The following is a 13,205-nucleotide window of genomic DNA, read 5'->3' on the forward strand; positions in this document are numbered from 1 at the left end:
GCGCCTGTCGATAGGAAGTGGTAAAGAAAACAGACCACTTTGCACAATTCCGGCAAAGGCTGAAGCGGCGGTGCGCAGGACGAAGGGCAGGGGGTAGAAAAACATGGATCAGATCGGGTTCCTGGAGCCACGGCAGGCAGTCCTCTCCCGCCGCCGGGAAATCGTCGCAGACCTGCTCGATCTCCTGCCGGAAGGCTGCCTCGTGCACCAGCCGCGCGAACTCGTTCCCTTCGAGACCGACGCTTTCGTCTCCTACCGTCGCCTGCCGCTCGCCGTCGCCCTGCCGGAGACCACGCAGCAGGTTGCCGCCGTCCTGAAATATTGCAACCGCTACGGCGTGCCGGTCGTCCCGCGCGGTGCCGGCACCTCGCTCTCCGGCGGAGCGATCCCGCAGGAGGATGCCGTCGTCATCGGCCTCTCCAAGATGTCGCGCATCCTGGAGGTGGATTATGCCAACCGCACCGCCACCGTGCAGGCCGGCGTCACCAATCTCAACATTTCCGAGGCTGTCTCCGCCGACGGCTATTTTTACGCGCCTGATCCGAGTTCCCAGCTCGCCTGTACGATCGGCGGCAATATCGGCATGAATTCCGGCGGTGCGCACTGTCTGAAATACGGGGTGACGACCAACAACCTGCTCGGCGTCAAGCTGGTGCTGATCGACGGCACGATCGTCGATCTCGGCGGCAAGGGGCTCGATGCCGGTGGGCTCGACCTGTTGGGTGTCGTCTGCGGCGGCGAGGGCCAGCTCGGCATCGTCACCGAAGCGACCGTGCGCCTCATCGCCAAGCCGGAAGGCGCGCGCCCCGTGCTGTTTGGCTTCGACAGCTCGGAAGAGGCGGGTGCCTGCGTTACCGATGTCATCGGCGCGGGCATTATTCCGGTCGCCATCGAATTCATGGACAAGCCGGCGATCGGCATCTGCGAAGCCTTTGCCGGTGCCGGCTATCCGATGGATGTAGAGGCGCTGCTGATCGTTGAGGTCGAGGGCTCCGAGGCGGAGATGGACGCGATGCTGGCGCGCATCATCGAGATCGCGGGACAGCACGGCGTGAAAGTCGTCAAGGAAAGTCAGTCCGCCACGGAGGCGGCGCTGATCTGGAAGGGCCGCAAATCCGCCTTCGGCGCCACGGGCCGCATCGCCGACTATATCTGCATGGATGGCACCGTGCCGCTCGGCCAGCTGTCGTATGTGCTGCGCGGCACCGCCGAGATCGTCGCGAAATATGGACTGCGCGTCGCCAATGTTTTCCACGCTGGCGACGGAAACATGCATCCGCTTATCCTCTTTAACGCCAACGACCCGGAGGATGCGGCGCGTGCCGAAGCGGCCGGCAACGACATCCTGAAACTCTGCGTCGATGCCGGCGGCTGCCTCACCGGCGAACATGGCGTCGGCATCGAGAAGCGCGACCTGATGCGCCATCAATATACGGATATCGATCTCGCCCAGCAGATGGCGGTGCGCGCCGCCTTCGATCCGCAATGGCTGCTCAATCCGTCGAAAGTCTTCCCGCTCGAAGGGCGCCCCGCCGCATGACGCCGATCCACGAACCGCTGTCCGAAGAGGCCGCCGCCCGCCTCGTCCAGGTCGCTGCCCTGTCGAAGTCGTCCTTCGTCATCCGCGGCGGCGGCACCCGCAGCCTGCATGTCACCCCCGAAGGCACCGACGTGCTGTCGGCACGGGGCCTCAACGGCATCGTCGCGTACAATCCGGCCGAGATGACCATGACGGCCCGTGCCGGCACGCCGCTTGAAACGGTGGAGGCGGCACTTGCCGAAAAGCGCCAGATGCTCGCCTTCGAGCCGAACGACCTGCGTGGAGCGCTCGGCACATCTGGCATCCCGACCATCGGCGGTGTTTTCGCCACCAACGCTTCCGGCCCGCGCCGCTTCGTGGCGGGTGCGGCGCGTGACAGCCTGCTCGGCGTTCGCTTCGTCAACGGCAAGGGCGAGGTGGTGAAGGCGGGCGGCCGGGTGATGAAGAACGTCACCGGCCTCGATCTCGCAAAGCTGCTCGCCGGTTCGCACGGTTCGCTTGCGCTGCTGACGGAAGTCACCTTCCGCCTGCTGCCGGTGCCGGAAACCGCGGCCACCATCGTCATCTCGAACCTCAACGACGCGGAAGCCGCAGCCGCCATGGCGACCGCCTTGTCCATGTCCGTCGAAGTCTCCGGCGCCGCCCACCTGCCGGAAAGCGTGCGCGGCCGCTTCGCCGGCGGCGCACTGCCCGAAGGTCCCGCCACCGTGCTGCGCCTGGAGGGTCTTGCCGCTTCGGTTGCTGTGCGCGCGGAAAAACTGGGTGCCGCCATGGCCCGTTTCGGCGCCGTCTCACAGCTCGATGCCGAAACCACGCGCCGCCTCTGGCGCGAAATCCGCGATGCAGCACCCTATGCCGATGGCACGCCTCGCCCGCTCTGGCGCGTCTCCGTCGCCCCCATCGCAGGCCAGCAGCTCGTCGCCGCCCTCCGCCTGGAAACCGGGGTCGACGCCTTCTACGACTGGCAGGGCGGCCTTGTCTGGCTGCGCATGGAATCCGACCCGGAGGCCGCGCTGCTGCGCCGCTACGTCAAGGCGGTCGGCGGCGGGCATGCGACATTGCTGCGCGTACGGCCGGAGGTGCTGGCGGCGACGGAAACGGTCCAGCCGCAGAGCGATGCTGTTGCAGCTCTCTCGGCGCGGGTGAAAGCAAGTTTCGATCCGGCGGGGCTGTTCAAGTCCACCATGGTCGGCTGAGAAGGAAGGCCACGGATGCAGACCAATTTCACCGCCGAGCAGCTTGCCGATCCGCATGTCGCGACCTCCGAAAAGATTTTGCGCAAATGCGTGCATTGCGGCTTCTGCACCGCCACCTGTCCCACCTATGTGACGCTCGGAAACGAGCTGGACAGCCCCCGCGGGCGCATCTACCTCATCAAGGACATGCTGGAGAACGGCCGGCCGGCGGATGCCGAGGTCGTCACCCATATCGACCGCTGCCTCTCCTGCCTCGCCTGCACGACGACCTGTCCCTCCGGCGTCGACTACATGCATCTCATCGATCATGCGCGCATGCATATCGAAGAGACGTACAGGCGCCCCTTCTGGAACCGGCTGACCCGCAACGTGCTCGCCGCTGTGCTGCCCTATCCCGGCCGTTTTCGTCTGGCGCTGAAGGTCGCTGCCCTCGGCCGCCCCTTCGCCGGCCTCCTCAAGCGCTTCAAGCCGCTCGAACCCTTCGGCGCCATGCTGGATCTCGCACCGCGCAGGCTGCCAAAAACTTCGGGCAGCGCAAAACCCGGTACGCATCCTGCCGCCGGCCCGCGTCGCGGCCGGGTGGCGATCCTCTCCGGCTGTGCCCAGCCGGTGCTGAAGCCGGAAATCAACGCGGCGACGATCCGCCTGCTCACCCGTCTCGGGGTCGAGGTCGTGGCGCCGGCGGGTGAAGTCTGCTGTGGCTCGCTCGTCCACCATATGGGCCGCGAGGCACAGGCGCTGGAGGCGGCACGGCGCAATGTCGATGTCTGGCTCGGCGAGGTCGAGCGGGGCGGGCTCGATGCGATCATCATCACCGCGTCGGGCTGCGGCACGACGATCAAGGACTACGGCTTCATGCTGCGCCTCGATCCGGCCTATGCGGAAAAGGCGGCGCGCGTCTCTGCCCTTGCCAAGGACGTGACGGAGTACCTCGCGACGCTGGACCTGCCGCAGCAGGAGGCGCGCGGGCTGACGGTCGCCTATCATTCCGCCTGCTCCATGCAGCACGGCCAGAAGATCACCATGGCGCCGAAGATGCTGTTGAAGAAGGCAGGCTTTGTGGTGCGTGATCCGGCGGAGGGGCATCTCTGCTGCGGGTCGGCCGGCACCTACAACATCCTTCAGCCGGAGATTTCCGGCAAGCTGAAGGCGCGCAAGATCAAGAACATCGAGGCGACCAAGCCGGACCTCATCGCCACCGGCAATATCGGCTGCATCACGCAGATCGCGACGGGCACGCAAATCCCGATCCTGCATACGGTGGAACTGCTCGACTGGGCCTATGGCGGAGCGAAGCCCGCCGTGCTTTCCTGATCCTGTCACGCGCGGAACAGCCGCTTTCCTCAGAGACTGCTAGAGGAGCGGCATTCCAACCCGTCCGGAGATCGCCATGCGCCGCGTCCTGCTTTCTATTGCTGCCCTTGCCACCCTGTCCGCGCCAGCCTTCGCCACCGGCGGCTTCAGCTGTGCGGTGGATGACAAGAATGTCGCCTTCGAAGCGGAGGCAGGCTTCAGCTACAGCCTCGGCGGCATCCTGAATTTTCGGGGTCAGCTCGACCTTCCGACGGATCTCGCACAGAAGGGGCTCGACAAGGTGACGCTCGACCAATCGTCGCTCACGCATCACTGGATGCATGACGGCGAACTGCGTCTGCTCGTCCACGCGGAATCCGGCGATGGCCAGCCCTTCGCCGCGCTCGACTTTGTCATGATGACGACGGTGGACGAAGAGGGGCTGAACTATGACGGCACATATTCACTGAAAGTCGAAGGCGCCGACCTCGATGAACCGGTGAGGCGAACCGGCAAGGTTTCCTGCTCGGTCGGTTGAAACAAAGATGCCGGCGCGAAGCCGGCATCTTGTACGGAGTTCGGCAGGATGGTTCAGCCGCCGAAGCCGAAGAGGTTGCCGAAGAAATCGACGCCGCGATCGTTGTAGCTGACCGCACCCTGGCGATTGCCGGGGCCGACCACGACGACCTTGGTGCCGACGTCGGCGCGGGCGTAGAGGTGTTCCACGTCCTTGTTCATCATGCGGATACAGCCGGACGACATGTTCTGGCCGATCGTCCAGGGCTGGTTCGTGCCGTGGATGCGGAAGATCGTGTCGCGGCCGCCCTTGAAGAGATAGAGCGCGCGCGCGCCGAGCGGATTGTCCTCGCCGCCGGCTTGGGTGACCGGTAGGATGCGGCCCTTCTTGGCCTCGCGGTGGCGCATTTCGGCCGGCGGCGTCCAGCTCGGCCATTCCGCCTTGCGGCCGACCTTCACCACGCCCGACCAGCCGAAGCCGTCGCGGCCGACGCCGATGCCGTAGCGCGTCGCCTTGTTGTTACCCTCAACAAAGTAGAGGAACTTGTTGTTGGTATCGACGATGACGGTGCCGGGCGCCTGGTCGGTGACGAAACGCACCTTGGTGCGCCTGAACTTCGCCGCAACCTGCTTCTTGCTTTGTTGCTGGGCGACGAGCGTCACGTTGGAGGTCGTCTCGACCTGGCCGCCCTGATGGGTAGCGGGGAAGGCGTTCGCCGACGTGACCGGCATGATCGCCGTGGCGGCAAAGGCCGTCGCCAGCAAGATCGATGCGTATTTCCGCATGGTGTATTCCCTCTCAATCCTCAATTTCCAGAGGCTAGCCGAGTTCTGCGCGATTTCAAGCCAGCCCATGGGCAGTAAGACGCGTGTGATGCCGGATTTCTTCGGCTTCTTGCCGCAAGTGTTGCCTGAAAAGCAAAAAACTCCGGCCGCGAGGCGACCGGAGTTCTTCATTCAGCTTTATTCTTAAGGCGCGCGCCTTCAGATCACGATGACCTTCGTGCCGACATTCACGCGCTCGTAGAGGTCGACGACGTCCTCGTTGCGCATGCGGATGCAGCCGGAGGAGACGGCATAGCCGATCGTCCAGGGCGCGTTCGTGCCGTGGATGCGGTAGAGCGTCGAGCCGAGATACATGGCGCGCGAGCCGAGCGGATTTTCCGGGCCGCCTTCCATGGAGGCGGGCAGGTAGTGACCCTTGGCGGCCTCGCGGGCGACCATTTCCCTCGGCGGCGTCCAGGTCGGCCATTCGGCCTTGCGGGTGATCTTGTGGGCGCCGGCCCATTCGAAGCCCGGCTTGCCGACGCCGACGCCGTAGCGACGTGCCTTGCCATCGCCCATCACCAGGTAGAGGAAGCGGTTGTTGGTGTCGATGATGATCGTGCCGGCCTTGTGCTCGCTCTCGTAGGAAACGACCTGCGGCAGATACATTGGGTCGAGTTTCGAGCGAACCGGGTTTTGTGCGCGCGTCGTCACCGAAGCCTGCTCGATGCGGGCCGTGCCGTCGCGGCGGATGACGCGGCGCTGCTGCACCTTCTGGCGCTGGATGATGCGGCGTTGGTTGACGGCGGGCTGCACGCCCTCGCCGGTGAGCTGCATCACCCAGGGGGCGGTGAGGTCGGGGCTTACGATGATGGGCGGCCGGGTCATGTAACGCTCGTCCGCATAGGCTGCGGTCGAGGTGCACAGGAGGGTCGCTGCAAGAAGGGTTCGTATCAACATCGGACGTACTCGCTACTGATCGTCGCCGGGCTGCGCCGAAAAACAAAAGAGACGGCGCCGGTTCGGGAGAATGCTTGCACCCTACGATGAAGCGAAAGGTAAACGGCCGTTCATTCGATATGCACGATGCCGATAAAGCTTTGAGTAGGGTTATTGCCCGCTTTCCAAAAGTGGTTGACGAGTGGTAAAGCGGAACAAACGGGAAACGGAGACTGGAATGGCAAAAGGGCTCTTGGAAGGCGACGATGGTCTTGTGCGCTGCGCATGGCATGGCAATCTGGACGACTACCGCCGCTACCATGACGAGGAATGGGGCCAGCCGGTCACCAGCGACCAGCGCCTCTTCGAGAAGATCTGCCTAGAGGGCTTTCAGTCGGGTCTCTCCTGGCTCACCATCCTGCGCAAACGGACAAGTTTTCGCGCGGCCTTCGCCGGCTTCGACTTCGACAAGGTTGCCGCCTTCGGCGACGATGATATCGCCCGTTGCCTTGCCGACACCGGCATCGTGCGCCACCGCGGCAAGATCGTCTCGACAATCAACAATGCAGTCCGCGCGCAGGCGTTGCGCGAAGAGTTCGGCACGCTCGCCCGCTACTTCTGGAGCTTCGAGCCGACGCCAGAGGAGCGGCCGGTCAGGGTGGATTGGGAGACGATCGTCGCCAATCCGACGACGCCCACCTCCGTGAGGCTGTCGAAAGACCTCAAGAAACGCGGCTGGACCTTTGTCGGCCCCACCACAGTGTATGCTTTCATGCAGGCCATGGGCCTCGTTAACGACCATGTGGAGGGCTGTTTCTGCCGTGAGGAAGTCGAAGACAAGAGAAAGCGGCTCACGCGGCCCTGAATGCGGTATAGCCGTCACAAATACATGTTTGAAATTGCAACGAATCATGTAGCTTAGACTTCAGCGGCAAATTCATACATCAAGAGTTCTGGGGTCGACGCGCATATGCGCAGTCGTGGTGTGCCGCTTATGCTGAATGATTTGGCATGGGGGACATATGGGGCCGAACGTATCTGTTACTGACGATTCTCGTCTTGAAGGCTGGGCCTGCAGCAAGGCTCAGGAAATCATGCTCCGGGAAGGTTTTAGCCTGATCCGGTCCGCCCGCAGTGGCAGCAATATCGAACTTCGCGAAACGAGCCTGTTGATGGCGCGTGCCATCGCGGCTTCGCTGGTCGAAGCCTCGGCGGCCCGGCAAGCCGCAGGCGAATAAAGCAATTCCGGTAAGACTGCCGAGCGGTCTTGCGTGCGGCGGATTGCGTGGAAACGAAACGATGAACGGAAAGGCCCGCCGGTTTGCCGGCGGGCCTTCCTGTTTTACTTGGCGTTCCTGGCCAGCCACGCTTCCATCATCTTGATCTCGCCTTCCTGCGCGGAGATGACCTCCTGCGCAAGTTTGCGCATGGCTTCATCCTTGCCATATTCCAGTTCGACCTTCGCCATGTCGATGGCGCCCTGGTGATGGGCGATCATGCCGCGCACGAAGTCCACGTCGGCATTGCCGGTGAAGTCGATCTCCATGCCCTTGTGCATCTTCGCATTGGCGTCGATGAAGGCCTTGGTGGAGGCGCTCTGGTCGCTGGCCGGGGCGTCCATCGTCATGCCCTGATGGCCGGAATGGTCGGCCTCCTGGGCGATTGCGGGCAGGGCGAAGGCGAGCGCGAAGGCTGCGCCGAGAAACATGTTCTTTGCGTTCATTGTGTTTTCCAGTTCTGAAGTGAATTGAGGACCGGGCGCAAAACGCCCGGCATTCCGTCAAATTCCGTTCAGGACCGGGGAGGGGGATCGAGCGGAGGCAGGGCTAGGCCGATCAGTTGCGGCACGGCGGCCGAGGCATGGCTTGAAACATCGAGCGCCTGGCGTACCGGGTCGAGCCCGATGGCTTCGATAGCGAAACAGGCGGAACAGGCGACTGGATGCGCGGCCGACTTGGATTTGTCGCCGTGCTCGCTGCCGTCCTTCTCCGTGGCCATCTGGTGCATGGCATGCATGCCGGCCGGCTGCGCAATGCTGAGCGTCGCCGCGATCGCCGGAACCCAGCCGGAAAGAACGGCGCCCAGAATGGCGAAGACGAGGAGGATCTGTCTCATGCGGGGGGAGATAGGCGCTCCCTGCACAAAAGAAAAGGGTCAGTTCAACGGACCGCGGCTTGCCGATGCCGTCTCGCGACAGAGGCGGGCGATGGCAAAGGTGGCGTGAATGGCGCCGCTTGTGCCGTCTTCCGTGTAGGACCGGCCGAAGCAGAAGACGGGCCGGTAGAGGCCGGGGCCGGGCCGGATCGTCGTGGCGAAGTTGAAGGTGGTGGCAATCGTCGCCGCCTCTTCCAGCGCCAGCAGCACCTTCTTCCAGTCGGTCGGCTCATAACGCTCGATCAGGTCCATGATGCCGCACCGGATGCTCGCGATATCGTGCAGGGCGGCCGCCTGGGGACCGAGCCGCACAAGGCCGGTCGCAAGTTCAGCGCTCCATTCCTCGCAGATGAAGGCGTTTTCCAGTTCGCGAGGGTCTATGCCCATGAACTCGGCCACGGAGGCGGCAGGCGTGGGAATCATGATCGGTTTCAATGCCATTCGGTCGGTCCGCAGAGCTGTCAGCCGATATTGGAGGAATATGCGGCCGGCGACGGCCAGGCCCCCCGGCCCCATCTGGCCGTCGCCGGTTCGGAAAACGCGCGCAAAGGCCCCGCAAGGCCGCTTGCCAAACGGCAAGGATGGTCGTTTACCTATCCTTAAGGGTAGCCGACATCGAGCGACGCCGAAAGCGGAGCAGCTGGTCGTTTACTCGACTGAAAGATGCGCAATTGTCATTTTTTCTTCCAGGGGTTGAATTTGCCTGGCTTCGTCATCACCATCGGTCACGATCTTGTCGATCAGCTGCGCGCCTATCGCCTCAAGGTCGGGCTGACGCAGGACGACATCGCGTGGAAGCTGGGCTTCTCCTCCACCACCGTCTCGCGCTGGGAGCGCGGTATCGCGGTGCCCGATCTGCGGGCGACCGGCGCCATCGTCGATTTCCTGCGCCGCGCCGATGCGCAGACCGAGCGCCGCCTTTTGGCCTCGATCCTCGCCTCGCGGGAAAGCCGCAATCTCTGGGAAGGCCCTGATATCCGCTATCTCGGCGGCTCCCAGCAGGAATATCGCGAAAGCCCGGAAATGCGCGCCGTCGTCGGCACCGGCATCCGGCGCTATATTACCGGTTCCTATCGGGATTGTCTGGAAGACCAAGGGCTCGTCGCCAGCCTCTATGCGCGTGAAGTCGCCGCCGTCGATATCTACGGGGGCACGGCGCTGTCCATGACGTCAATACCGGAGGGCTATGTGCAGATGAAGCGGCTCTCCTTCCAGTCGGAGATGCGCGGCATCATCCGCGGCGATACGCATTCGACGCTTATTCCCGTGGCGCAGGCGCCGCACGCCTCCGCCGTCATCGTGCACAGTTGGGATCAGCTGTCGCGCCGGCCCTGATGCGCGGCTTTTGCGCCTTGCCGCTGCCCGCCCAATCCGCTAGGGAAACCGCAACGGAAATACAGGAATTTCGGGTATCGCGATGAGCGAAAAGCAGAAAAAACCGCAGAAGCTGAGAGCCCGCCTGCCGCGCGGCTTTGTCGATCGTGATGCCGCGGATATCCGCGCCGTCAACGAGATGACCGCGAAGATCCGCGCTGTCTACGAGCACTATGGCTTCGACCCGGTGGAAACCCCGCTCTTCGAATATACCGATGCGCTCGGGAAATTCCTGCCGGACGCCGACCGTCCGAACGAAGGCGTCTTCTCGCTGCAGGACGACGACGACCAGTGGATGAGCCTGCGCTACGACCTGACCGCGCCGCTCGCCCGCCATGTCGCGGAAAACTTCAACGAAATCCAGCTGCCCTACCGCACCTATCGCGCCGGCTACGTCTTCCGCAACGAGAAGCCCGGCCCGGGCCGTTTCCGCCAGTTCATGCAGTTCGACGCCGATACGGTCGGTGCCGCCGGCGTCCAGGCGGATGCCGAAATGTGCATGATGATGGCCGACACGATGGAAGCCCTCGGCATTGCGCGCGGCGACTACGTCATCCGCGTCAACAACCGCAAGGTTCTCGACGGGGTCATGGAGGCCATCGGCCTCGGCGGCGAGGACAAGGCGGGTGCCCGCCTCAACGTGCTGCGCGCCATCGACAAGCTCGACAAGTTCGGCCCCGAGGGGGTGAAGCTCCTGCTTGGTGCAGGCCGCAAGGATGAATCCGGCGACTTCACCAAGGGCGCGGGACTGGATGCCGAGCAGATCGAAAAGGTCCTCTTCTTCGTCGGCATCAAGGACTATGCCGAAAGCGCCGCCGACCTCGCAAAGCTGCTCGAAGGCAGCGCGCGTGGCGGTGAAGGTGTCGAGGAATTGAACCAGATCGGCCATCTCGTCACGTCGGCCGGCTACGATTCCGACCGCATCAAGATCGACCCTTCCGTCGTGCGTGGTCTCGAATATTACACCGGCCCGGTCTTCGAAGCGGAGTTGCAATTCGCCGTCACCAACGAGAAAGGCGAAAAGGTCGTCTTCGGTTCGGTCGGCGGCGGCGGTCGTTATGATGGTCTCGTTTCGCGCTTCATGGGCCAGCCGGTGCCGGCCACCGGTTTCTCCATCGGCGTTTCGCGCCTGATGACGGCGCTGAAGAACCTCGGCAAGCTTGGGCAGGACGAGGTGATCGCACCGGTGCTGGTCACCGTCATGGACGGCGACGTCGAGAGCATGGGCCGCTACCAGCGCTTCACGCAGCAACTGCGCAACGCCGGTATCCGCGCCGAAATGTACCAGGGCAACTGGAAGAAGTTCGGCAACCAGCTGAAATATGCCGACCGCCGCAACGCGCCCATCGCCATCATCCAGGGCGGCGACGAGCGGGCCGAAGGCGTCGTGCAGATCAAGGACCTGATCGAAGGCAAGCGGCTTGCCGGCGAGATCGAGGACAACACCACCTGGCGCGCGGCGCGCGTCGCGCAGATCTCCGTGCCGGAAGCCGATCTCGTGGAGAAAGTTCGCGAAATCCTCGCGGCGCAGGCCGAAGACCGGGCACGGGCTGGCTGATATGCCTCTCGTCAACCTCCCCGCCTTCGCGCCCGAACTGATTGCCGATCTGGAAAAGCTCGGCACGGAGCGCGTCGATACGCCGGTCATCCAGCCGGCCGAACCCTTTCTCGACATGGCGGGCGAGGATCTGCGCCGGCGCATCTTCATGACGGAGAGCGAGACCGGCAAGAGCCTGTGCCTGCGCCCCGAATTCACCATCCCCGTATGCCTGCGCCACATCGAAACGGCGACCGGCACGCCGAAGCGCTACGCCTATCTCGGCGAGGTCTTTCGCCAGCGCCGCGAGGGCTCGAACGAATTCTACCAGGCCGGCATCGAGGATCTGGGCGAACCGGATGTCGCGCAAGCCGATGCGCGCGCCGTCCGTGATGCCTTTACTGTGCTCGCCAATCGCCTGCCGGGCATAGGCCTGTCGATTGTTCTCGGCGACCAGTCGGTCTTCGAAGCCGTGGTTGCCGCCTGCGGCCTGCCGGCCGGCTGGCAGAAGCGGCTGGTCCACGCCTTCGGCAACCAGGCACAGCTGCAGAAGCTGATGGCCGACCTCTCCAATCCCGTGCCGTCCGGCGTCTTCGGCCCCGAGGTCGAGCGCCTTGCCATTCTCGGCAAGCTCGACGATGAGGCGCAGCTCATCGCCCATATCGACGAGACCATGGAAGCGACCGGCTATTCCACCAATGCCAGCCGCAGCCCGGCCGACATCGCCAAACGCCTGCGCGAAAAAATGGAACTCGCCAACACGCGGCTCGACAGCCGGACGCTGGCGCTGCTCAAGGAATTTTTGGCGCTGGAACTCAGCCTTGCCGAAGCATCGAAGGCGCTCGCCGCCTTTGCGGACAAGGCGGGTCTTTCGCTCGGCGAGGCTCTGGAGCGTTTCGAGAGCCGCGTTGCTGCGCTTCGCAAGGTTGGCGTCGATCCCGAAACCATCACGTACCGCGCCGCCTTCGGCCGTCCGCTCGATTATTATACCGGCCTGGTCTTCGAGATCGAAGGCGAGGGCCTTGTGCTTGCCGGTGGCGGTCGTTTCGACCGGCTGCTGACGCTGCTTGGCGCCAAGGAGCGTATTCCGGCCGTCGGCTTTTCACTCTGGCTTGATCGCATTGCAAGCGTGAAGGGAGCGGCCGCATGACCATCACCATCGGCCTTCCGTCCAAGGGGCGCATGAAGGAGGATTCCTCCGCCGTACTCGCCCGCGCCGGATTCACCGTCACCGCCGTCGGCAACGACCGCTCCTATCGCGGCCGGGTCGAAGGCCGAGACGACATCGAGATCGCCTTCCTGTCCGCGTCCGAAATCTCCCGCGAGATCGCCAATGGCACCGTCGATTTCGGCGTGACGGGCGAAGACCTGGTGCGCGAGGGGCTGGCGGAGGCCGATGCCCGCGTCGAATTCTGCGCCCGCCTCGGCTTCGGCCATGCGGATGTCGTCGTCGCCGTGCCGGAAATCTGGCTCGACGTCGATACGATGGCCGACCTCGGCGACGTCGCCGCCGATTTCCGCGCCCGCCACGGCCGCCGTCTCACCATCGCCACGAAATACTGGCGGCTGACCCAAAAATTCTTCTCAGGCAACCACGGCATCCAGCTCTACCGCATCGTCGAAAGCCTCGGCGCCACGGAAGGCGCGCCGGCCTCGGGTTCGGCCGACATCATCGTCGACATCACCTCGACGGGTTCGACGCTGGTGGCGAACCACCTGAAGATCCTCTCCGACGGCGTGATCCTGAAATCCGAAGCCTGCCTCGTGCGCGCCCGCAAGCCCGAGCACGAGGGCAATGCGGCGGTGGCGGAGATCATCGCGCGGGTGCGCCAGGCGCTTTGATTGGGGAGGCGCGGCCCCCTCATCCGGCTGCCGCCACCTTCTCCCCGCT

Annotated in this window: 15 protein-coding genes; 10 read left to right on the forward strand and 5 right to left on the reverse strand. The window is 64.1% G+C overall.

The features are described from left to right. The first annotated feature begins 103 nt into the window (after positions 1 to 103). The 4 genes from ACT6VE_RS11515 to ACT6VE_RS11530 all read left to right on the forward strand — a co-directional run bounded on the left by ACT6VE_RS11515 (position 104) and on the right by ACT6VE_RS11530 (position 4,567). Positions 104 to 1,540, forward strand: coding sequence for an FAD-linked oxidase C-terminal domain-containing protein (locus ACT6VE_RS11515; protein WP_444798745.1), 1,437 nt, complete (start codon positions 104 to 106; stop codon positions 1,538 to 1,540). Beyond that, positions 1,537 to 2,736 (forward strand): FAD-binding protein, encoded by a 1,200-nt coding sequence (locus ACT6VE_RS11520; RefSeq protein WP_444798746.1) that lies wholly within the window; start codon positions 1,537 to 1,539, stop codon positions 2,734 to 2,736. Before ACT6VE_RS11515 ends, ACT6VE_RS11520 begins: the two co-directional genes overlap by 4 nt. A gap of 15 nt (positions 2,737 to 2,751) precedes the next feature. Further along, positions 2,752 to 4,050 (forward strand): glycolate oxidase subunit GlcF, encoded by a 1,299-nt coding sequence (gene glcF, locus ACT6VE_RS11525; protein WP_444798747.1) that lies wholly within the window; start codon positions 2,752 to 2,754, stop codon positions 4,048 to 4,050. A 76-nt stretch (positions 4,051 to 4,126) separates the two neighbouring features. Beyond that, positions 4,127 to 4,567, forward strand: coding sequence for a hypothetical protein (locus ACT6VE_RS11530; protein WP_444798748.1), 441 nt, complete (start codon positions 4,127 to 4,129; stop codon positions 4,565 to 4,567). A gap of 53 nt (positions 4,568 to 4,620) precedes the next feature. On the opposite strand, the gene ACT6VE_RS11535 is transcribed toward ACT6VE_RS11530, so the two are convergent. Beyond that, positions 4,621 to 5,331, reverse strand: coding sequence for a L,D-transpeptidase (locus ACT6VE_RS11535; protein WP_444798749.1), 711 nt, complete (start codon positions 5,329 to 5,331; stop codon positions 4,621 to 4,623). A gap of 198 nt (positions 5,332 to 5,529) precedes the next feature. Then, on the reverse strand, positions 5,530 to 6,270 hold the full coding sequence (locus ACT6VE_RS11540; protein WP_444798750.1) for a L,D-transpeptidase: 741 nt from the start codon (positions 6,268 to 6,270) through the stop codon (positions 5,530 to 5,532). A 217-nt stretch (positions 6,271 to 6,487) separates the two neighbouring features. On the opposite strand from ACT6VE_RS11540, the gene ACT6VE_RS11545 reads away from it, so the two are divergent. Together ACT6VE_RS11545 and ACT6VE_RS11550 are read left to right on the forward strand one after the other, a co-directional pair. Next, positions 6,488 to 7,114 (forward strand): DNA-3-methyladenine glycosylase I, encoded by a 627-nt coding sequence (locus tag ACT6VE_RS11545; protein ID WP_444798751.1) that lies wholly within the window; start codon positions 6,488 to 6,490, stop codon positions 7,112 to 7,114. Positions 7,115 to 7,271: 157 nt separating this feature from the next. After that, the gene (locus tag ACT6VE_RS11550; protein WP_444798752.1) at positions 7,272 to 7,487 is read left to right on the forward strand and encodes a hypothetical protein; all 216 of its coding nucleotides are present in this window, start codon (positions 7,272 to 7,274) and stop codon (positions 7,485 to 7,487) included. A 104-nt stretch (positions 7,488 to 7,591) separates the two neighbouring features. On the opposite strand, the gene copM is transcribed toward ACT6VE_RS11550, so the two are convergent. The 3 genes from copM to ACT6VE_RS11565 all read right to left on the reverse strand — a co-directional run bounded on the left by copM (position 7,592) and on the right by ACT6VE_RS11565 (position 8,844). Continuing rightward, positions 7,592 to 7,972, reverse strand: a complete 381-nt coding sequence (copM, locus tag ACT6VE_RS11555) for a CopM family metallochaperone (RefSeq protein ID WP_444798753.1) — start codon at positions 7,970 to 7,972, stop codon at positions 7,592 to 7,594. Between the two features lie 68 nt (positions 7,973 to 8,040). Beyond that, positions 8,041 to 8,364 (reverse strand): hypothetical protein, encoded by a 324-nt coding sequence (locus ACT6VE_RS11560; RefSeq protein WP_444798754.1) that lies wholly within the window; start codon positions 8,362 to 8,364, stop codon positions 8,041 to 8,043. 39 nt (positions 8,365 to 8,403) lie between these two features. Further along, on the reverse strand, positions 8,404 to 8,844 hold the full coding sequence (locus ACT6VE_RS11565; RefSeq protein WP_444798755.1) for a hypothetical protein: 441 nt from the start codon (positions 8,842 to 8,844) through the stop codon (positions 8,404 to 8,406). A 258-nt stretch (positions 8,845 to 9,102) separates the two neighbouring features. Here ACT6VE_RS11565 and ACT6VE_RS11570 point away from each other — a divergent pair, with 258 nt between their 5' ends. The 4 genes from ACT6VE_RS11570 (at position 9,103) to hisG (ending at position 13,156) form a co-directional block, all read left to right on the forward strand. Then, entirely contained in the window at positions 9,103 to 9,738 is a 636-nt protein-coding gene (locus ACT6VE_RS11570) for a helix-turn-helix domain-containing protein (protein WP_444798756.1), read from the forward strand. 82 nt (positions 9,739 to 9,820) lie between these two features. Next, positions 9,821 to 11,335, forward strand: a complete 1,515-nt coding sequence (gene hisS / locus ACT6VE_RS11575; RefSeq protein WP_444798757.1) for a histidine--tRNA ligase — start codon at positions 9,821 to 9,823, stop codon at positions 11,333 to 11,335. A gap of 1 nt (position 11,336) precedes the next feature. Further along, complete coding sequence (locus ACT6VE_RS11580) at positions 11,337 to 12,464, forward strand: ATP phosphoribosyltransferase regulatory subunit (protein ID WP_444798758.1); 1,128 nt, start codon at positions 11,337 to 11,339, stop codon at positions 12,462 to 12,464. Then, entirely contained in the window at positions 12,461 to 13,156 is a 696-nt protein-coding gene (gene hisG / locus ACT6VE_RS11585; protein WP_444798759.1) for an ATP phosphoribosyltransferase, read from the forward strand. Before ACT6VE_RS11580 ends, hisG begins: the two co-directional genes overlap by 4 nt. The last annotated feature ends 49 nt before the right edge of the window (positions 13,157 to 13,205 follow it).

This window comes from Shinella sp. (assembly GCF_052438155.1).
GTDB lineage: Bacteria > Pseudomonadota > Alphaproteobacteria > Rhizobiales > Rhizobiaceae > Shinella.

Coding starts and splice junctions, on each gene's coding strand:
- ACT6VE_RS11515 (WP_444798745.1), top strand. CDS start 104: ATGGATCAGATCGGGTTCCTGGAGCCACGGCAGGCAGTCCTCTCCCGC.
- ACT6VE_RS11520 (WP_444798746.1), top strand. CDS start 1,537: ATGACGCCGATCCACGAACCGCTGTCCGAAGAGGCCGCCGCCCGCCTC.
- glcF (WP_444798747.1), top strand. CDS start 2,752: ATGCAGACCAATTTCACCGCCGAGCAGCTTGCCGATCCGCATGTCGCG.
- ACT6VE_RS11530 (WP_444798748.1), top strand. CDS start 4,127: ATGCGCCGCGTCCTGCTTTCTATTGCTGCCCTTGCCACCCTGTCCGCG.
- ACT6VE_RS11535 (WP_444798749.1), bottom strand. CDS start 5,331: ATGCGGAAATACGCATCGATCTTGCTGGCGACGGCCTTTGCCGCCACG.
- ACT6VE_RS11540 (WP_444798750.1), bottom strand. CDS start 6,270: ATGTTGATACGAACCCTTCTTGCAGCGACCCTCCTGTGCACCTCGACC.
- ACT6VE_RS11545 (WP_444798751.1), top strand. CDS start 6,488: ATGGCAAAAGGGCTCTTGGAAGGCGACGATGGTCTTGTGCGCTGCGCA.
- ACT6VE_RS11550 (WP_444798752.1), top strand. CDS start 7,272: ATGGGGCCGAACGTATCTGTTACTGACGATTCTCGTCTTGAAGGCTGG.
- copM (WP_444798753.1), bottom strand. CDS start 7,972: ATGAACGCAAAGAACATGTTTCTCGGCGCAGCCTTCGCGCTCGCCTTC.
- ACT6VE_RS11560 (WP_444798754.1), bottom strand. CDS start 8,364: ATGAGACAGATCCTCCTCGTCTTCGCCATTCTGGGCGCCGTTCTTTCC.
- ACT6VE_RS11565 (WP_444798755.1), bottom strand. CDS start 8,844: ATGGCATTGAAACCGATCATGATTCCCACGCCTGCCGCCTCCGTGGCC.
- hisS (WP_444798757.1), top strand. CDS start 9,821: ATGAGCGAAAAGCAGAAAAAACCGCAGAAGCTGAGAGCCCGCCTGCCG.
- ACT6VE_RS11580 (WP_444798758.1), top strand. CDS start 11,337: ATGCCTCTCGTCAACCTCCCCGCCTTCGCGCCCGAACTGATTGCCGAT.
- hisG (WP_444798759.1), top strand. CDS start 12,461: ATGACCATCACCATCGGCCTTCCGTCCAAGGGGCGCATGAAGGAGGAT.